Source organism: Pseudomonas mucidolens (genome assembly GCF_900106045.1).
Taxonomy (GTDB): domain Bacteria; phylum Pseudomonadota; class Gammaproteobacteria; order Pseudomonadales; family Pseudomonadaceae; genus Aquipseudomonas; species Aquipseudomonas mucidolens.
This window is the reverse complement of the sequence record NZ_LT629802.1, coordinates 3,695,462-3,714,602: the sequence shown is the minus strand read 5'-3', so window position 1 is coordinate 3,714,602 and position 19,141 is coordinate 3,695,462. Positions and strand designations below refer to the sequence as shown.

Annotated in this window: 20 protein-coding genes; 17 read left to right on the top strand and 3 right to left on the bottom strand. The window is 59.0% G+C overall.

The window, feature by feature from the left end; translation table 11 throughout:
• Positions 1-2 precede the first annotated feature (2 nt).
• A complete protein-coding gene (locus BLU75_RS17160; protein ID WP_084377305.1) occupies positions 3-818 on the bottom strand; it encodes a cytochrome C assembly family protein in 816 nt (271 codons plus the stop codon).
• Positions 819-905: 87 nt separating this feature from the next.
• Here BLU75_RS17160 and BLU75_RS28120 point away from each other — a divergent pair, with 87 nt between their 5' ends.
• The 12 genes from BLU75_RS28120 to BLU75_RS17105 all read left to right on the top strand — a co-directional run bounded on the left by BLU75_RS28120 (position 906) and on the right by BLU75_RS17105 (position 10,669).
• On the top strand, positions 906-1,034 hold the full coding sequence (locus BLU75_RS28120; RefSeq protein ID WP_269470856.1) for a hypothetical protein: 129 nt from the start codon (positions 906-908) through the stop codon (positions 1,032-1,034).
• A gap of 18 nt (positions 1,035-1,052) precedes the next feature.
• Positions 1,053-2,429, top strand: coding sequence for a signal recognition particle protein (ffh, locus tag BLU75_RS17155; RefSeq protein WP_084377303.1), 1,377 nt, complete (start codon positions 1,053-1,055; stop codon positions 2,427-2,429).
• A 249-nt stretch (positions 2,430-2,678) separates the two neighbouring features.
• A complete protein-coding gene (gene rpsP / locus BLU75_RS17150) occupies positions 2,679-2,930 on the top strand; it encodes a 30S ribosomal protein S16 (RefSeq protein ID WP_084377301.1) in 252 nt (83 codons plus the stop codon).
• A gap of 5 nt (positions 2,931-2,935) precedes the next feature.
• A complete protein-coding gene (rimM, locus tag BLU75_RS17145; protein WP_084377299.1) occupies positions 2,936-3,472 on the top strand; it encodes a ribosome maturation factor RimM in 537 nt (178 codons plus the stop codon).
• Complete coding sequence (gene trmD / locus BLU75_RS17140; RefSeq protein WP_172832080.1) at positions 3,454-4,227, top strand: tRNA (guanosine(37)-N1)-methyltransferase TrmD; 774 nt, start codon at positions 3,454-3,456, stop codon at positions 4,225-4,227. Before rimM ends, trmD begins: the two co-directional genes overlap by 19 nt.
• Before the next feature lie 45 nt (positions 4,228-4,272).
• On the top strand, positions 4,273-4,623 hold the full coding sequence (gene rplS / locus BLU75_RS17135; RefSeq protein ID WP_084377297.1) for a 50S ribosomal protein L19: 351 nt from the start codon (positions 4,273-4,275) through the stop codon (positions 4,621-4,623).
• A gap of 84 nt (positions 4,624-4,707) precedes the next feature.
• Positions 4,708-5,121 (top strand): acyl-CoA thioesterase, encoded by a 414-nt coding sequence (locus BLU75_RS17130; RefSeq protein ID WP_084377295.1) that lies wholly within the window; start codon positions 4,708-4,710, stop codon positions 5,119-5,121.
• Positions 5,122-5,269: 148 nt separating this feature from the next.
• Complete coding sequence (gene xerD / locus BLU75_RS17125; RefSeq protein WP_084377293.1) at positions 5,270-6,166, top strand: site-specific tyrosine recombinase XerD; 897 nt, start codon at positions 5,270-5,272, stop codon at positions 6,164-6,166.
• Positions 6,167-6,307: 141 nt separating this feature from the next.
• Positions 6,308-7,039 carry a thioredoxin fold domain-containing protein gene (locus BLU75_RS17120; protein ID WP_084377291.1) on the top strand — a complete coding sequence of 244 codons (732 nt, stop codon included), beginning with the start codon at positions 6,308-6,310 and terminating at the stop codon, positions 7,037-7,039.
• Positions 7,040-7,166: 127 nt separating this feature from the next.
• A complete protein-coding gene (locus tag BLU75_RS17115) occupies positions 7,167-8,471 on the top strand; it encodes a homoserine dehydrogenase (RefSeq protein ID WP_084377289.1) in 1,305 nt (434 codons plus the stop codon).
• Positions 8,472-8,538: 67 nt separating this feature from the next.
• Entirely contained in the window at positions 8,539-9,948 is a 1,410-nt protein-coding gene (thrC, locus tag BLU75_RS17110; RefSeq protein ID WP_084377287.1) for a threonine synthase, read from the top strand.
• Positions 9,949-10,384: 436 nt separating this feature from the next.
• Entirely contained in the window at positions 10,385-10,669 is a 285-nt protein-coding gene (locus BLU75_RS17105; RefSeq protein ID WP_172832079.1) for a DUF3509 domain-containing protein, read from the top strand.
• 208 nt (positions 10,670-10,877) lie between these two features.
• On the opposite strand, the gene BLU75_RS17100 is transcribed toward BLU75_RS17105, so the two are convergent.
• Complete coding sequence (locus BLU75_RS17100; RefSeq protein WP_084377283.1) at positions 10,878-12,077, bottom strand: CaiB/BaiF CoA transferase family protein; 1,200 nt, start codon at positions 12,075-12,077, stop codon at positions 10,878-10,880.
• A 148-nt stretch (positions 12,078-12,225) separates the two neighbouring features.
• Here BLU75_RS17100 and BLU75_RS17095 point away from each other — a divergent pair, with 148 nt between their 5' ends.
• The 4 genes from BLU75_RS17095 to BLU75_RS17080 all read left to right on the top strand — a co-directional run bounded on the left by BLU75_RS17095 (position 12,226) and on the right by BLU75_RS17080 (position 16,419).
• Positions 12,226-12,768 carry a YaeQ family protein gene (locus BLU75_RS17095; protein WP_084377281.1) on the top strand — a complete coding sequence of 181 codons (543 nt, stop codon included), beginning with the start codon at positions 12,226-12,228 and terminating at the stop codon, positions 12,766-12,768.
• Between the two features lie 159 nt (positions 12,769-12,927).
• Positions 12,928-14,637, top strand: a complete 1,710-nt coding sequence (gene recJ, locus BLU75_RS17090; RefSeq protein ID WP_084377279.1) for a single-stranded-DNA-specific exonuclease RecJ — start codon at positions 12,928-12,930, stop codon at positions 14,635-14,637.
• Positions 14,638-14,805: 168 nt separating this feature from the next.
• Positions 14,806-15,912 (top strand): NADH:flavin oxidoreductase/NADH oxidase, encoded by a 1,107-nt coding sequence (locus BLU75_RS17085; RefSeq protein WP_084377277.1) that lies wholly within the window; start codon positions 14,806-14,808, stop codon positions 15,910-15,912.
• A gap of 321 nt (positions 15,913-16,233) precedes the next feature.
• The gene (locus BLU75_RS17080) at positions 16,234-16,419 is read left to right on the top strand and encodes a hypothetical protein (protein ID WP_084377275.1); all 186 of its coding nucleotides are present in this window, start codon (positions 16,234-16,236) and stop codon (positions 16,417-16,419) included.
• 48 nt (positions 16,420-16,467) lie between these two features.
• On the opposite strand, the gene BLU75_RS17075 is transcribed toward BLU75_RS17080, so the two are convergent.
• The gene (locus BLU75_RS17075) at positions 16,468-18,093 is read right to left on the bottom strand and encodes a glucan biosynthesis protein D (RefSeq protein WP_084377274.1); all 1,626 of its coding nucleotides are present in this window, start codon (positions 18,091-18,093) and stop codon (positions 16,468-16,470) included.
• 324 nt (positions 18,094-18,417) lie between these two features.
• Between BLU75_RS17075 and BLU75_RS17070 the strand changes: the two genes are divergently transcribed.
• Positions 18,418-19,131 (top strand): tellurite resistance TerB family protein, encoded by a 714-nt coding sequence (locus tag BLU75_RS17070; RefSeq protein ID WP_084377272.1) that lies wholly within the window; start codon positions 18,418-18,420, stop codon positions 19,129-19,131.
• The last annotated feature ends 10 nt before the right edge of the window (positions 19,132-19,141 follow it).

Below are 19,141 nucleotides of genomic sequence, written 5' to 3'. Positions count from 1 at the left end.
CGTCAGATATGCAGGATGAATTCGCGGACCAGCTTGCTGCCGAAATACGCCAGCATCAGCAAGCAGAAACCGGCCAGGGTCCAGCGGATTGCTTTGTGTCCGCGCCAGCCCAGGCGGTTGCGGCCCCACAGCAGCACGCTGAACACTATCCAGGCCAGGCATGCCAGCAGCGTCTTGTGGACCAGGTGCTGGGCGAACAGGTTCTCGACGAACAACCAGCCGGAAATCAGCGACAGCGAGAGCAGGCTCCAACCGGCCCAGAGGAAGCCAAACAGCAGGCTTTCCATGGTTTGCAGCGGCGGGAAGTTCTTGATCAGCCCCGACGACGGGTGCTTGTGCTTGAGCTGGTGATCCTGCAGTAGCAACAGCAAAGCCTGGAACACCGCGATGGTGAACATGCCGTAGGCCAGGATCGACAACAGGATATGCGCCAGGATGCCTGGCTCTTCATCGATCACCTGTACCGTGCCGGTGGGGGCGAATTGCGCCAGCAGCACCGTCAGCATGCCTAGGGGAAAGAGCAGCAAAAGCAGGTTTTCCACCGGGATGCGCGTGCAGGCCAGCAGTGTCAGGGCAATCACCGCGGCGGCAATCAGGCTGGCGGCGCTGAAAAAGTCCAGGCCCAGGCCGACCGGCGTCATCAGATGGGTAACCAAGCTGACGGTGTGTGCGATCAGGGCGAAGACGCCAAGACCTGCCAGCAGGCGTTTGTCCGCTCTGGTGCGTTGGGCAAGGCGGATACCCTGATAGAGGGTCGCAGCGGCGTACAAGAGTGCGGCGGCGAGACTGGGTAGCAAACTGGGTGGCAAAGAGAGCATAAGTCCTGTTAGGCAAGCCCGAAAGCCGCTGAGTTTGGCATACACCTGCGTTCCACGAAAGACCACCGGGCCAGACAGCGGGTGTGCATGACGGCAGTCTTCGCTATAATCCGCGACCTGCCCACGCCGCAGGCTCGCCAAGCGCTGTTTTTAATAGCGATTTATCACAGCCTGGGCCGCCATTACCTCGGTCTACCATTGCATTTCGATGAATAGGGCCTGAAAGGATCGCGCATGTTTGAAAATCTGACTGACCGTCTCTCGCAGACGCTGCGCCATGTCACCGGCAAGGCCAAGCTGACCGAGGACAATATTAAAGACACCCTGCGCGAAGTGCGCATGGCGTTGCTGGAAGCCGACGTGGCCTTGCCTGTGGTCAAGGACTTCGTCAACTCGGTCAAGGAGCGTGCGGTCGGCACCGAAGTGTCCCGCAGCCTGACGCCGGGCCAGGCCTTTGTGAAGGTCGTCCAGGCCGAACTCGAAAGCTTGATGGGCGTGGCCAACGAAGATTTGAACCTCAGCGCCGTGCCGCCGGCGGTTGTGCTGATGGCCGGTTTGCAGGGCGCGGGTAAAACCACTACCGCCGGCAAACTCGCGCGCTTCCTTAAAGAGCGCAAGAAAAAATCGGTGATGGTGGTCTCGGCTGACGTTTACCGTCCGGCAGCCATCAAACAGTTGGAAATGCTTGCCGGCGAAATCGGCGTGACCTTCTTTCCGTCCGATCTGAGCCAGAAACCGGTCGACATCGCCAACGCTGCTATTAAAGAAGCGAAGCTGAAGTTCATCGACGTGGTCATCGTCGATACCGCCGGTCGCCTGCATATCGATGACGAGATGATGGGCGAGATCAAGGCGCTGCATGCCGCGATCAATCCGGTCGAGACGCTGTTCGTGGTCGACGCCATGACCGGCCAGGATGCGGCCAACACCGCCAAGGCGTTCGGTGATGCGCTGCCATTGACGGGTGTGATCCTGACCAAGGTCGACGGTGATGCCCGGGGTGGTGCCGCATTGTCGGTACGTGCGATCACTGGCAAGCCGATCAAGTTCATCGGCATGGGGGAGAAGAGCGAAGCGCTCGAGCCGTTCCATCCCGAGCGGATCGCCTCGCGTATCCTCGGCATGGGCGACGTGCTCAGCCTGATCGAGCAGGCCGAACAGACGCTCGACAAGGACAAGGCCGACAAACTGGCCAAGAAACTGAAGAAGGGCAAGGGCTTCGACCTCGAAGACTTCCGTGACCAGTTGCAACAAATGAAGAGCATGGGTGGTCTTGGTGGCTTGATGGACAAGCTGCCGAACATCGGTGGCGTGAACCTGGCGCAAATGGGCAATGCCCAGGGCGCGGCAGAGAAGCAGTTCAAGCAGATGGAAGCCATCATCAATTCCATGACTCCGGCCGAGCGCCGCGACCCTGAGCTGATCAGTGGTTCGCGCAAACGTCGGATCGCCATGGGTTCCGGCACCCAGGTGCAGGATATCGGTCGCTTGATCAAGCAGCACAAGCAGATGCAGAAGATGATGAAGAAGTTCTCCGCCAAGGGCGGTATGGCCAAAATGATGCGCGGCATGGGCGGAATGATGCCTGGTCGCGGCATGCCGAAGATGTAAAAAATTCGCGCCGGCAGTCATGCCGGCGCTGTCCACGGCAACGTGGACTCTCCAGCAAACCCGCCCACAGCGGGAGCTGACTCGCCGTTTTAACCGACGGCTCTATAGCAGATCTGAATGGCACACTGATAGGTGCCAGAAAAAGACATTTGCAAAAGTCCGGATATTCCTTAGAATATGCGGCCTTTCGGGCACCTACGCCCGCTGTGCATTTAGATTTGCAGCACCGACTACAGGAACGATGTTCACATGCTAACAATCCGTCTTGCCCTTGGCGGCTCCAAAAAGCGCCCGTTTTACCACTTGACCGTAACCGACAGCCGCAACCCGCGTGACGGTTCGCACAAGGAACAGGTTGGTTTCTTCAACCCTGTTGCCCGTGGTCAGGAAATCCGTCTGTCCGTGAACCAAGAGCGCGTAGCCTACTGGCTGAGCGTTGGTGCACAACCTTCTGAGCGCGTTGCTCAGTTGCTGAAGGACGCTGCTAAGGCTGCGGCCTGAGCAATATGAACGCGACGCCTGCTATTGCCGATGATTTGATCGTTATTGGCAAGATTTACTCTGTTCACGGCGTTCGCGGCGAAGTGAAGGTGTATTCCTTTACTGATCCAACTGAAAACCTGTTGCAGTACAAGACCTGGACGCTCAAGCGCGAAGGTAGTGTGAAACAGGTCGAGCTGGTCAGCGGACGCGGGAACGACAAGTTCCTGGTCGCAAAGCTCAAGGGTCTTGATGATCGTGAAGAAGCGCGTCTTCTGGCCGGTTATGAGATCTGCGTGCCGCGCAGCCTGTTCCCTGAATTGACCGACGGCGAGTACTACTGGTACCAGCTGGAAGGTCTGAAGGTTATTGATCAACTCGGGCAATTGCTCGGGAAAATCGATCATCTTCTGGAAACCGGCGCCAATGATGTAATGGTGGTCAAGCCTTGCGCTGGCAGCCTGGATGATCGCGAACGCTTGTTGCCCTATACCGAGCAATGTGTGTTGGCCGTCGACCTGGTCGCGGGCGAGATGAAGGTGGAATGGGACGCGGACTTCTAAGCGTGGCTAATTTGCGCGTAGAAGTGATCAGTTTGTTTCCCGAGATGTTTTCCGCCATCAGCGAGTACGGCATCACCAGTCGGGCGGTGAAACAAGGGCTCTTGCAGCTGACTTGTTGGAATCCGCGAGACTACACGACAGATCGACATCACACCGTGGACGATCGCCCATTCGGCGGTGGCCCGGGGATGGTGATGAAGATCAAGCCCCTGGAAGATGCATTGGTTCAGGCCAAGGCAGCAGCAGGGGAGAGGGCGAAGGTAATTTACCTGTCCCCTCAAGGCCGTCAACTGAATCAGTCGGCGGTACGCGAACTGGCGAATGAGGAAGCACTGATCCTGATTGCCGGTCGCTATGAAGGCATTGACGAGCGTTTTATTGAAGCTCATGTCGATGAAGAGTGGTCGATTGGGGACTATGTCCTGTCTGGCGGCGAGCTGCCGGCGATGGTCCTGATAGATGCGGTTACACGACTGCTGCCTGGAGCTTTAGGGCATGCGGACTCCGCGGAGGAAGATTCCTTCACGGATGGTTTGCTGGATTGCCCGCACTACACCCGACCGGAGGTGTATGCGGATCAGCGTGTTCCCGACGTATTGCTAAGTGGCAATCACGCACACATCCGGCGTTGGCGTTTACAGCAGTCCCTTGGTCGGACCTATGAACGACGCGCTGATCTTCTGGAAAGCCGCTCGCTTTCTGGAGAAGAGAAGAAGCTGCTCGAGGAATACATCCTCGCGCGGGACGATAGTTAACAACGTATCGATGGTAGGTCCGACGACTTACCTTAGGAGCACAGCATGACTAACAAAATCATCCTTGCACTCGAAGCAGAGCAGATGACCAAAGAGATCCCTACCTTTGCCCCGGGCGACACCATTGTCGTTCAGGTGAAAGTGAAGGAAGGCGACCGTTCGCGTCTGCAGGCTTTCGAAGGCGTGGTAATCGCCAAGCGTAACCGTGGTGTGAACAGTGCTTTCGCTGTTCGTAAAATCTCCAACGGTGTTGGCGTAGAGCGTACTTTCCAGACCTACAGCCCGCAAATCGACAGCATGGCCGTCAAGCGTCGCGGTGACGTACGTAAAGCCAAGCTGTACTACCTGCGTGACCTGTCCGGTAAAGCAGCGCGCATCAAGGAAAAACTGGCTTAAGTCCAGCGTTCCGATGCAGAAAAAAGCAGCCTACGGGCTGCTTTTTTGTTGCCTGTCATTTGCCCATTGCCCTGGTACTTGTTCATGACTAGCCGCCTCGAAGAGATCCAGCGTCGTACCGATCTCTCAGTCACCCGCGTCACCAAAGCTGTATTCCCGCCGACCACCAACCATCACAACACCTTGTTCGGCGGCACCGCCCTGGCGTGGATGGATGAAGTGTCGTTCATCGCCGCCACACGTTTCTGTCGTTTGCCGCTGGTCACGGTTTCTACCGACCGCATTGATTTCAATCATGCGATACCCGCAGGCTCCATCGTCGAGTTAATTGGGCGGGTGATCAAGGTGGGCAATACCAGCCTCAAGGTCGAAGTCGAAGTGTTTGTCGAGAGCATGAGTGCCGATGGCCGCGAGAAGGCGATCCAGGGTGTGTTCAGCTTTGTCGCGATTGATGCCGACAAGCGGCCGGTGCCGGTGCTGCCTGGGTTTGTGGATTGATCTGAAACCGAGTCGCGGCTATCGCGAGCAAGCCCCCCACATTGATCATCGTTGCCAGCGATACACGGTCACGATACAAAACCCGTGTGGGAACGGACTTGCTCGCGATAGGATCTACCAGACACCCCAGTCATCTGCCCGAGTCCCCATGCCCGCCATTGATCACCCACTGATAGACCGTTTCCTCGATGCCCTGTGGCTGGAGAAAGGCTTGTCGGATAACACCCGCCAGTCGTATCGCAGCGACCTGGCCCTGTTCAACGGTTGGCTTCAGGAAAAGCATCTGGAGCTGATCAACGCTGGGCGTGAATTGATCCTTGATCATTTGGCCTGGCGCCTCGAGCAGAATTATAAGCCGCGTTCTACGGCGCGTTTTCTCTCGGGTGTGCGTGGTTTTTATCGCTATTTGCTGAGGGAAAAGTTGATCGCCGTCGATCCCACTTTACAAGTGGATATGCCGCAACTGGGCAGGCCCTTGCCTAAGTCCCTGTCAGAGGCCGACGTCGAAGCCCTGTTGGCCGCGCCTGACCTGAGTGAAGCCATCGGTCAACGCGACCGTGCCATGCTTGAAGTGCTGTACGCCTGTGGACTGCGGGTGACCGAACTGATCAGCCTGACCCTGGAACAGGTCAATCTGCGCCAGGGCGTGTTACGGGTCATGGGCAAGGGCAGCAAGGAGCGGTTGGTGCCGATGGGCGAGGAAGCCATTGTCTGGGTTGAGCGTTATATGCGCGATGCCCGCGGCGAGTTGCTGGGCGGGCGCCCGAGCGATGTGCTGTTTCCCAGCCTGCGTGGCGAGCAGATGACCCGCCAGACCTTCTGGCACCGTATCAAGCATCAGGCCAAGGTTGCCGGGATCGGCAAGTCGCTGTCTCCGCACACTTTGCGGCATGCGTTCGCCACGCACCTGCTCAATCACGGCGCGGATTTGCGGGTGGTGCAAATGCTGCTGGGTCACAGTGATTTGTCCACTACCCAGATCTATACCCATGTGGCGCGCGCGCGTTTGCAAGAGATGCACGCCAGGCATCACCCGAGGGGCTGAAACGTGCCTATTTTTCCACCGGCGTCTGCCGTTGCGGCCAACTGTGGTAGGCTTTGCCGGTTTGCAAAGGGGACATTCCCGACCCGCGTTTCCGCACCGGCGTCCTGATCTTCGTCCCTGCATCTGCCTTCAGGAGTTTCCATGCGCTTGACCCAGATTTTTGCCGCCGCAGCCATTGCGTTGGCCTCAACCTTCGCCGTCGCCGATAATGCCGCCGAGCAGACGATTCGTAAGAGCCTGGAAAGCCTCCAGCTTGAAACACCGGTAGAAAGCATCAGCGCCAGCCCCATGGCCGGCCTGTATGAAGTCAAGCTCAAGGGCAGCCGCGTGCTCTACGCCAGCGCCGACGGCCAGTACATTGTCCAGGGTTACCTGTTCCAGTTGAAAGACGGTAAGCCGGTCAATCTCACCGAGAAAGCCGAGCGCCTGGGTGTGTCCAAGCTGATCAACGCGATTCCAGTCGCCGAAACCGTGGTGTATCCGGCCATTGGCGAGACCAAGACCCACATCACCGTCTTCACCGACACCACTTGCCCGTACTGCCACAAGCTGCACGCCGAAGTGCCTGAGCTGAACAAAATGGGTGTGGAAGTACGCTACGTGGCGTTTCCGCGTCAGGGCCTGGGTTCGCCGGGTGACAAACAGTTGCAAGCGGTCTGGTGCTCGGCTGACAAGAAGGCGGCCATGGACAAGATGGTCGATGGCAAGGACATCAAGGCGGCTGCGTGCACCAATCCGGTCTCCAAGCAGTTCGCCCTGGGCCAGTCCATTGGCGTGAACGGTACGCCGGCCATCGTTTTGGCGGACGGCCAGGTCATTCCGGGCTACCAGCCTGCCCCACAAGTCGCCAAACTGGCGCTGGGTGCCAAATAAGCAGTATCGTCAAACCTTGACGATCTTGATCCGCCAACCAGCCGGCGGGTCATCAATAGTGAGCCGCAGTTGTGCGGCTGTTTTCCACGGCCGACCTTGAGTCGGCCGTTTCATGGGGAGTTCTTCAGTGAAACCGGTCAAAGTAGGCATCTGTGGGTTAGGGACCGTCGGTGGCGGAACCTTCAACGTACTTCAGCGTAACGCCGAGGAAATTTCCCGCCGCGCAGGGCGTGGGATTGAAGTGGCTCAAATTGCCATGCGTACGCCAAAGCCTCAGTTCCAGACGACCGGTATTGCGATTACCAACGATGTCTTCGACGTTGCCACCAACCCAGAAATCGATATCGTCATCGAGCTGGTGGGCGGCTACACCGTTGCCCGCGAACTGGTGCTCAAGGCCATCGAAAACGGCAAGCACGTGGTCACGGCCAACAAGGCGCTGATCGCTGTACATGGCAATGAAATCTTCGCCAGGGCCCGCGAGAAAGGCGTGATCGTGGCGTTCGAGGCCGCTGTTGCCGGTGGCATTCCGGTGATCAAGGCGATCCGTGAAGGTCTGTCGGCCAACCGAATCAATTGGGTCGCCGGCATCATCAACGGCACCGGTAACTTCATCCTGACCGAAATGCGCGAGAAGGGCCGTACCTTCGAAGACGTGCTGGCCGAAGCCCAGGCGCTGGGATATGCGGAAGCCGATCCGACCTTTGACGTCGAAGGTATCGACGCCGCCCACAAGTTGACCATCCTGGCCTCCATCGCCTTTGGTATACCGCTGCAGTTCGACAAGGCTTACACCGAAGGCATCACCAAGCTGACCACTGCTGACGTGAACTACGCCGAAGCCCTGGGCTACCGCATCAAACACTTGGGCGTGGCTCGCAGCACCGCCAGCGGCATCGAGCTGCGCGTACACCCGACGCTGATCCCGGCCGACCGCTTGCTGGCCAACGTCAATGGCGTGATGAATGCCGTGATGGTCAATGGCGATGCGGCCGGTTCGACCCTGTTCTACGGCGCTGGCGCCGGCATGGAGCCCACCGCGTCGTCAGTTATCGCCGACCTGGTGGACGTGGTTCGTGCCATGACCAGCGACCCGGAGAACCGCGTGCCGCACCTGGCCTTCCAGCCGGATTCGCTGTCGGCGCATCCGATTCTGCCGATTGAAGCCTGTGAAAGCTCCTACTACCTGCGCATCCAGGCCAAGGATCACCCTGGCGTGTTGGCTCAAGTAGCCAGCATCCTGTCGGAGCGGGGTATCAATATCGAGTCGATCATGCAGAAGGAGGTCGAAGAACACGACGGCCTGGTACCGATGATCCTGCTGACCCACCGTGTGCTGGAACAGCACATGAACGATGCCATCCGGGCCCTCGAAGCGCTTCAGGGCGTGGTCGGGCCGGTCGTACGGATTCGCGTTGAACACCTGATCTAACTGATATGTTTCAGAGGCCCCGAGGGTTCGGCGGCTTCTGTTCAAGAATGATGTTGAGGAGCCAGTCATGCGTTATATCAGCACCCGCGGCCAGGCACCGGCCCTGAATTTCGAAGATGTCCTGCTGGCAGGCCTTGCCACGGACGGTGGCTTGTATGTGCCGGAAAACCTGCCACGTTTCACCCACGAGGAAATCGCCTCCTGGGCTGGCCTGCCATACCACGAGCTGGCCTTCCGGGTTATGCGTCCGTTCGTCACCGGCAGTATTCCGGATGCAGACTTCAAAAAGATTCTGGAAGAAACGTACGGCGTGTTTTCCCACAATGCCGTCGCGCCGTTGCGTCAACTGAACGGTAACGAGTGGGTGCTGGAGCTATTCCACGGCCCGACCCTGGCGTTCAAGGACTTCGCACTGCAATTGCTCGGTCGTTTGCTCGACTACGTGTTGGAGAAGCGCGGCGAGCGCGTGGTGATCATCGGTGCCACCTCGGGTGATACCGGTTCGGCGGCCATCGAAGGCTGCAAACACTGCGAAAACGTCGATATCTTCATCCTGCATCCGCATAACCGTGTGTCGGAAGTGCAGCGCCGGCAGATGACCACCCTCTTTGGCGAGAACATTCACAACATCGCCATCGAAGGCAACTTCGATGACTGTCAGGAAATGGTCAAGGCCAGCTTTGCCGACCAGAGCTTCCTCAAGGGCACACGCCTGGTGGCGGTGAACTCGATCAACTGGGCGCGGATCATGGCCCAGATCGTCTACTACTTCCACGCCTCCCTGCAGTTGGGCGGCCCGGCGCGTTCGGTGTCGTTCTCGGTGCCGACCGGCAACTTCGGCGATATCTTCGCCGGTTACCTGGCGCGCAACATGGGCCTGCCGATCAATCAGTTGATCGTCGCCACCAACCGCAACGACATCCTGCACCGTTTCATGAGCGGTAATCAGTACGTCAAGGAAACCCTGCACGCGACCTTGTCGCCGTCGATGGACATCATGGTCTCGTCGAATTTCGAACGCTTGCTGTTCGATATGCATGGGCGCAACGGGGCGGCCCTGGCCGATCTGATGGACAGTTTCAAGCAAGGTGGTGGTTTCAGCGTCGACCAAGAGCGCTGGACCGAAACCCGCAAGCTGTTCGATTCCCTGGCGGTGGATGACGCCGAGACCTGCGAAACCATCGCTGAAGTCTACGCCCAGACCGGCGAGCTGCTGGACCCGCACACCGCCATTGGCGTCAAGGCGGCGCGTGAGTGCCGCCGTAGCCTGGACATCCCGATGGTGATCCTTGGCACCGCGCACCCGGTCAAATTCCCTGAAGCCGTGGAAAAGGCCGGCGTCGGCAAGGCCCTGGAACTGCCGCCGCACCTGGCGGATCTGTTCGAGCGTGAGGAGCGTTGCACGGTCCTGGCCAATGACCTCGGCGCCGTCCAGGCGTTTGTCAGCCAGCACGGCAATCGCGGCAAGCCGCTCTGACTCCAAGGCCCTGTTCAGTCAAGAGCCCCCAGGCATACCCCATTCCTGTGGCGAGGGGGCTCGCCGGAACGCCGTATCGCCCCCGCTGGGCTGCGCAGCAGCCCTCAAACCAGGCACCCCGGTTTGACTGGAGGACCGAGATGGGCTTTTTGGGGCTGCTGCGCAGCCCAACGGGGGACAAGCCCCCTCGCCACAAACGAGCCCCCTCGCCACAAAGGTTGTACCGCCTTTTGTTTTGAAGAGGCCGATTTGCGCCCCCGCGCAAGGTTTCAGCGACCTCTCCCACGCCTGTTTTCTCTCTGTCATCTTCGCCGTGCATGCTCGTTTGACTCAGCACAGTGCTGCGTCATAAAGCGAACTTTCTGCTGTGCGCGAAGGTCACTTGAATGCCTGCACCTTGGCGACATTTTTGTTTTCCAATTAAGTGGTGATCGAGATGGAAAGTATCAGCCTATTGCTCAGTGAAGCGCTGAGTCCTTATCAGGTTACGCTGACCAGCTCTGGTGTGAGGGGTGAATGTCTGGTGACTGTGAAGAGCCCGGCGGGCGCAATTGTGGTCGAGCGGGAAGTCAATCGTGCGCAATTGATCGACAAGCGCGAGTGGGTCGACGTGGTGGATTGCCTGCACCGTGATCTTAAAATCGCTGAAGGACGCCTGGAACCTTCGGTCATTGCAGCGTTGCGCAACGCAGCCCAGACCCGCGCCAGCGTTCTCGCATGAAATTATTTTTATCGGGAAACTTCCTACAGCAAGGTCAGTCTGATTTTTTACAGCAGGATCAAGCATTGTGCTCCGGTGCTTGTAGCTTGTTGTACTGGTCTTTGTAGGCCACGTTTAACCCCGAGTTGTCTCCCCACTGCTCGGGGTTTCTTTTTGCCCGCGATTTGTCAGGGCGCGGCTGTTTCCTTGTAGCAGCGCGGATCGCGTTTTATATCGCGCCGTCGTTGCGCAGACGACTGATTGCCAGATCATCGTAGCCCAGTGAATTGAGCACGCTGGCGTTGTGTTCCCCCAGTTGCGGTCCGACCCACTCGCAACCGCCGGGGGTATCCGACAGCTTCGGTACGATGCCGGGCATCTTGAAGTCCTTGCCATCGGGCAATTGCGCCTTGAGGAACATTTCCCGGGCCAGGAATTGCGGATCGCCGAGCATGTCTTCGGCGCTGTAGATCCGGCTGGCTGGGACCTCGGCCTGGTTCAACTGCTGCATCACCTGCTCCAGCGGCAGTGAATTGACCCAGCGATCGATCACGCCATACAGCTCGTCACGACGGCTGTCGCGGCCATCGTTGCTGGCCAGGAGGGGATCGTTGGCCAAGTCCTCACGACCGATGAGCAGCATGAAACGCTTGAAGATCGCATCGCCATTGGCGCCGATTTGCACATGTTTGCCGTCGGCGCTGGTATGGATCGAGGACGGAGTAATCCCCGGCATGATGTTGCCGGTACGTTCACGGATAAACCCGAAGACGTCAAACTCGGGGATCATGCTTTCCATCATGGCAAAGATCGCTTCATAGAGCGCGACATCCACCACTTGCCCCAGGCCGCCATTGACCTCGCGGTGACGCAAAGCCATCAAGGCGCCAATCACCGCCCACAATGCGGCGATCGAGTCCCCGATGGAAATGCCGGTACGCACCGGCGGACGGTCTTCGAAACCGGTGATATAACGCAGGCCTCCCATGGATTCGCCGACCGCGCCGAAACCGGGTTGTGCCTTCATCGGCCCGGTCTGACCGAAGCCCGAGAGGCGCACCATCACCAGTTTGGGGTTCAGGGCGTGCAAGGTGTCCCAGTCCAGGCCAAGCTTCTCCAGCACGCCAGGGCGGAAGTTCTCGATCAGGATGTCGGCATCCGCCAGCAACTGTTTGAGGATCGCCAGGCCGTCGGGGTGTTTCAGGTTCAGGGTCAGCGATTTTTTGTTGCGTGCCTGGACGAACCACCAGAGGGACGTACCTTCATACAGCTTACGCCATTTACGCAGCGGGTCGCCGCCGTCCGGGGATTCGACCTTGATGACCTCGGCACCGAACTCCGCGCAGATACGTGAGGCAAACGGGCCGGCGATCAAGGTCCCCAGTTCGATGACTTTCAGGCCGGCAAGCGGTTTGACGTTAAGCGACATAAGGATCCTTACAAGCGACGGGCAAGTATGTACTGCTTTTTAACATAGGCAATCGATCCAGCGACAACCCTGATGCGGCGCAGGATTCGTTGAATGACCTCGGCATCGGTTAGACTGGCCGCCTTTTCCTGTCTCTAGAAGTCCGTTCATGGCCCAGCCGTCCACGACCTACAAGTTTGAACTCAACCTGACCGACCTCGATCGTTCTGTGTACGAAAGCGTCAAGCAAACCATCGCCCGTCACCCTTCGGAAACCGAAGAACGCATGACCGTGCGTCTGTTGGCCTATGCCCTTTGGTATAACGAGCAGTTGGCGTTTGGTCGTGGCCTGTCAGACGTAGACGAACCAGCCCTGTGGGAAAAAAGCCTGGATGATCGAGTATTGCACTGGATCGAAGTCGGTCAGCCGGATGCGGATCGCCTGACCTGGTGTTCGCGTCGCACTGAACGCACCAGCCTCCTGGCCTACGGCAGCCTGCGCGTATGGGAAGGTAAAGTGGTGCCGGTGGCCAATAACCTGAAAAACGTACACATTGCCGCCGTGCCCCAGGAAATCCTCGAAACCCTGGCCAAGGACATGCCCCGCGTGATCAAGTGGGATGTGATGATCAGTGAAGGTACGATCTTTGTGACCGACGATCGTGGCCAGCATGAGGTCCAGCTTCAGTGGCTGGTGGGCGAGCGCGGCTGAAACCAAACACATCCTTGTAGGAGCGAGCTTGCTCGCGAAGATCGTTAACGATAACGCCGGCAATCGGACACCCCGAGGCGTTCTCTGGTTTTTTCGCGAGCAAGCTCGCTCCTACAGGGGCAAATTTTTATCTGTCATTAGAGAAGTACCCGTCACCCCATGCGTATCGATCCTCGCCCGTTGCCCGCCGTCCTGCCCTTTCTGGGGGAACTGCCACCGCTGTTGACCCGCCTTTACGCCGCACGCGGTGTGCAGTCGCAAGCAGAGCTGGATAAAAGCCTGGCACGGCTGATCCCCTATCAGCAGCTCAAGGGGATCGAGGCTGCCGTGGATCTGCTGGTGACGGCCCTGGAGCAACGCCAGCGGATTCTGATCGTAGGCGACTTTGACGCCGACGGTGCCACGGCCAGCACCGTGGGGACGCTCGGCCTGCGCTTGCTCGGGGCGGCCCATGTCGATTACCTGGTGCCCAATCGCTTTGAATACGGCTACGGCCTGACCCCGGAAATTGTTGCGGTGGCTTTGCAGCGCGAGCCGCAGTTGCTGATCACTGTGGATAACGGTATCTCCAGTGTCGAAGGTGTGGCGGCGGCCAAGGCGGCCGGGCTCAAAGTGTTGGTCACCGACCACCACTTGCCCGGTGATGAATTGCCGGCGGCCGACGCCATCGTCAATCCGAACCAGCCCGGCTGCGGGTTTCCCAGTAAAGCGCTGGCCGGCGTCGGGGTGATTTTTTACGTGCTGATGGCGTTGCGCGCGCGCTTGCGCAGCCTTGGCTGGTATGACCAGGCGCCACAGCCGAACATCGGCGAATTGCTGGACTTGGTGGCGTTGGGCAGCGTGGCCGATGTGGTGCCGCTGGATGCCAACAACCGCATCCTGGTCCATCAGGGCCTGGAGCGTATTCGCGCCGGTCGCGCCCGACCGGGGATCAAGGCGATCCTCGAAGTGGCCAAGCGCGATCACGCCCGCATCACGTCCACCGACCTGGGGTTCATTCTCGGGCCACGCCTGAACGCCGCCGGCCGTCTGGACGACATGAGCCTGGGCATCGAATGCCTGCTCACCAGCGACTTCGCCATGGCGCGGGAAATGGCCGCGCAGTTGGATGGCATGAACCAGGACCGTAAATCCATCGAGCAAGGCATGCAGCGCGAAGCGCTGGCCCAGCTCAAGGATTTGCCGGTGGAATCGATGCCGTTCGGCTTGTGCCTGTTCGATCCCGAATGGCACCAAGGGGTGATCGGGATTCTGGCGTCACGCATGAAAGAGCGTTATTTCCGCCCGACCATCGCCTTTGCCGATGCCGGTGATGGCCTGCTGAAGGGCTCAGGGCGTTCGGTGCCGGGTTTTCATATCCGCGATGCCCTGGCCGTAGTGGCCAGCCAGCATCCCAACCTGATCGCCAAGTATGGTGGTCATGCCATGGCGGCGGGCCTGACCCTGCCTGAGGCTAACTTCCCGCTGTTTGCCGAAGCCTTCGATGCCGAGGTCCGTCGACAGTTGCGTGAAGAAGACCTGACCGGGCGCTTACTGTCCGATGGCACCCTCGCGGTGGAAGAGTTTCACCTGGACCTGGCCCGCGCCTTGCGTCACGCCGGGCCCTGGGGCCAGCACTTTCCCGAGCCCTTGTTTCACGGTGTGTTTCAACTGGTGGAACAGCGCGTCGTGGGCGAGCGTCACCTCAAAGTGGTGCTCAAGAGCGAATGCGGCTCGGTGAAGCTCGACGGTATTGCCTTTGGCATTGACCGCGAGGTCTGGCCGAACCCGACCATTCGCTGGGTGGAACTGGCCTACAAACTCGACGTGAATGAGTTCCGTGGCCAGGAAACCGTGCAACTGATGATCGCGCACATCGAACCACGCTGAACCCTGTGCAATTCTCGGTTGTCGACTAGTCTCTAAGCTCTGTGTGATTGGTCTTGTGAACGTGTCTTTTTCTGCCCGCGGGGGACGGGCTTATCATCTTCTTGTCACGCGTATCGATCAGACAGAACCCTGGAGCCTATGCCCACCGGATATGAGAAGAGGTGCCCCATGAGTCTGTTGCTCGAACCCTACACCCTGCGTCAATTGACCCTGCTCAACCGTATCGCCGTGTCGCCTATGTGTCAGTACTCCTCCGTGGATGGCCTGGCCAATGACTGGCACTTGGTCCACCTTGGCAGTCGAGCGGTGGGCGGCGCCGGGTTGGTTTTTACCGAAGCCACTGCGGTCACCGCCGATGGCCGTATCACCGCCGAGGACCTGGGGCTGTGGAACGATGAGCAGATCGAGCCCCTGCAACGCATCACCCGTTTTATCAACGCCCAGGGCGCCGTGGCAGGCATTCAACTGGCCCACGCCGGACGCAAGGCCAGCACCCATCGGCCATGGATCGGCAAGCACGGCAGCGTCAAACCCGAGGAGGGCGGCTGGGTTCCGGTCGGCCCCTCGCCGATTTCTTTCGATCCGCAGCACACGGCCCCCAGGCAGCTGGATGAAGGGCAAATCCAGACACTCATTGACGATTTCGTCGCTGCCGCTAAACGCGCCTTGACCGCCGGCTTCAAGGTGGTGGAAGTGCATGCGGCGCATGGCTATCTGTTGCATCAGTTTCTATCGCCCCTGAGTAACCAGCGCCAGGACCAGTACGGCGGTTCCTTTGAAAACCGTATCCGCCTGGTGCTGCAAGTCACCGAGGCCGTGCGTGATGTGTGGCCGCAAGACTTGCCGGTGTTTGTGCGGGTGTCGGCCACCGATTGGGTCGAAGACGGCTGGAACCCGGACGAAACCGTGGAACTGGCGCGGCGGCTGAAAGACCTGGGAGTCGATCTGATCGACGTGTCGTCCGGCGGCACCGCGGCCAACGCAGAAATTCCTACAGGCCCCGGGTATCAAACCCGCTTTGCCGAGCGCGTGCGCAAGGAATCGGGCATGGCCACCGGCACTGTTGGAATGATTACCGAACCGGCCCAAGCCGAGCACATTCTGCGCACCAACCAGGCTGATCTGATCTTCCTCGCCCGTGAACTGCTACGTGACCCGTATTGGCCGTTGCATGCCGACGATGACCTGGGTGGGCGCACGGCAGTCTGGCCGGCGCAGTATCAGCGAGCGACCCACCGTGATCAGCCAATTCACGAGTCGGACCTGCGCGACTGATGACACGCGCTAGGCATTCAAACCCACCGCAGGCCGGTGGGTTTTTTCTTGACGCGTGCAGCGACCATGGACAGACGTAGCGATGCCGCGACCCGGTTAATCCAGCGGTAAGAATTTTCTGCAGGTTTTTGGTTTAAGGTGATTTTTTAAGTGAATACTCTAAAAAATCTCACCAGTGCCGTGGATCGTTTCTACGCTTGAAGTAAGGCGGGTTTCTGGCCTAGGAAGTCAGCATCGCTGTTTGCCCGATCAGGCCTTGTGCTTTACCGCACAGGCGTATGGGCATCAGGAAATGTCGTTTATTGCGCGGAGAAACAGTCCATGGCCAAGCCCAGTGGTGTAGCAGGTGTTCTGGTGTTTTTGTTCAACCGCAAAGGGTGGTTGCAGGGTCATCGGTTGAGTTCGGATGAGGCGCAATTGCTGGAGAGTTACCGCGCCTTGAGCAAGAGCGATCAGGTGGCAATGCGTTATCTGGTTGGCGCAATGAAGAATGTGTCGCGGTTCTAGAGCGGTGGCGGCGCTCCCACGCTGCAGTGCGCGAGGGAGCGCTTTACCTCAGGTGTAGGTGCGTTTGTGCGGGGCTGGCGGGAAGTACTGATACAACCAGGTTTCACTCAAGGTGCGCTCGTTGCTGCGAATGAACAGGCGCATCTCCACCGGCTCCACGCTGTCGCTGGTTGGGTACCAGTCGAAGAGAATGCGGTAACCCTTGATATCATCGAGCACCAGCACGCTGAAGTCCTTTACTTCGCCATGGGAGCAGGTGATCACCGGTTCAATCCCCGAGCCTTCGGGCAAGTGATCAAGGCCACCGCCCTTGAAATCCACGGCGAAGCGGCGCGCCCACACCGCGGGATAATGTTCTCCCGGAGCCCAACCCTCGGTGAACCCTCCCATGCCGGAACGCGTGGCGTTGACCTGCGCCAGCGGCGTGTTGACCGGAGGCAGGGCGCTCCAGTAAAGCTTGTAGCCGAAGGTCAGGGCGTCGCCGGCCGCTACCGGCTTTTTCGGGGTCCAGAAAGCGACGATATTGTCCATGGTCTCGCCGGTGGTCGGAATTTCCAGCAGGTCGATAGAGCCTTCGCCCCATGCGGTAGTTGGTTCCACCCACAGACTCGGGCGCTTGCTGTACCAGTCGACGGTGTCCTGATAGCTGGCGAATTCATGATCGGTCTGCAGCAGGCCGAACCCTTTCGGATTGTTATCGGCGAAGGCATTGAATTGCAGGGTAGCCGGATTGTTCAGCGGGCGGCAGATCCACTCGCCGTTGCCACGCCACATCGACAGGCGATCCGAGTCGTGGATCTGCGGGTGGATGGTGTCGCACATGCGTCGCTCATGTGTCCCGCAACTGAACATGCTGGTCATCGGCGCGATACCCATTTGCTGAATGGCGCTACGGGCGTTGATGTGCGCGTCGATGGCCATTACCACCTGGGTAGCCTGGCAGTCGATGTCGAAGCGGTAAGCGCCGGTGGCACTCGGTGAGTCGAGCAGGGCGTAGACCACGAAACGCGTGCTGTCCCTGGTCGGCGTCTCGAACCAGAACTGAGTGAAGTCGGGGAATTCCTCGGGCTTGTTGGCGTAGGTATCGATGGCCAGGCCACGGGCAGAAAGGCCGTACTGACCGGTGTTATCCACGGCACGGAAATAGCTGGCGCCGAGGAAAGACACCACATCGTGGCGGTCGAGTTTCGGTGCCTTGAACAGCTTGAACCCGGCAAACCCCAGGTCGCCTTTGAGTTGCCGGGTATCGACCGTGGTTTTCTCATAGTTAAACAGCGAGGGGCGGAAGTGAACCTCTCGCGCCTGACGTGTCTTCGGGTCGACGCTGTGCATGCGCACTGGGGTCTTGAAGCCCATGCCGACGTGGAAAAACTGCACATCCAGTTGGCCGTTGAGGTTTTTCCACAGCGAATGATTGGCGTCATAACCAATGGCGTTGAAGTTCTGCGGAGTCATGGTCGCCAGTGTCGGCGGCAACACTTGCCGGGTGTCCTGGTACGGGTTGCCGGCCAATTGTCTGGCCTGGTGCTTGAGCCAGTCGAAGTCGAAGGCCTTGGCATCGCCATCGGCTGTACGAGTCGTGGCCCAGGCCTGGGTGGCCAACAGGCCGCTGGCCGAGAGCCCGGTGTAGGCAGCGATGGCCATGGACGCTTTGAGCAAATTCCTGCGGTGCATAATACAACCTGTTGTGAGCAATCCCGTGCCTTTCCTGGCACGTGTCGGATCGAAAAGAACGGTTCGGACATGCCTTCGGCCAAACGCAATGGACATTTAACAGATGCCAAATAGCTTAAGCCGTTCGGGGAAGAAGGAAAATTCATTGATGGCAGTGTGATGGCCTTGTATATGAAACAAGACGTGTCAGCCACACGACGGGTGATCGCGATTTTCCAGGGCGGTTGCGTTACATCTGGAAGCACTCTAGTGCAGGGCTTTTTGGCACTTAGTTTTACGCTGGAGGCCTATTGTCCTATCAACACACGTCTGTGGAGACTACGAATGAATACCCGTGGATTGCTCGATCAGTTGCTCAAGTCGGGCCAGGATATGATGCAAAACAAGGCCGGCGGCCAGCGTAAAGGCAATGAAAAAGGCGCGCTGGGTGGCTTGCTCGGTGGCAGCGGCGGGCTTGGCAGCCTGCTCGGTGGAGCCGGCGGTGGCGCTCTGGCGGCCGGAGCCATGGGCTTGTTGATGGGCAACAAGAAAGCTCGCAAGTTTGGCGGAAAAGCCCTGACCTACGGCGGGCTTGCGGCACTCGGGGTGATTGCCTACAAGGCTTACGGCAACTGGCAGGCGCAGCAGGCGGGCGCGCCCCGGGGCGAACCGCAAACCCTGGATCGCCTGCCGCCGGCTCAAGTCGAACAGCACAGCCAGGCGATTCTCAAGGCCCTGGTGGCTGCGGCCAAAGCCGACGGGCATGTCGACGAACGCGAAAAAGCGTTGATCGAAGGCGAGTTCACCAAGCTGGACAACGACCAGGAACTGCAACACTGGTTGCATGCCGAACTCAACAAACCACTGGATCCCACCGACGTGGCCCGTGCCGCCAGCACTCCGGAAATGGCCGCCGAGATGTACATCGCCAGCGTGATGCTGGTGGATGACGAGAACTTCATGGAGAAGTCTTACCTGGATGAACTGGCGCGCCAGCTCAAGTTGGCGCCGGACCTGAAGATCGAGCTGGAAAAACAGGTGCGCGAAGCCAGCGTCTGAATGTTGTACC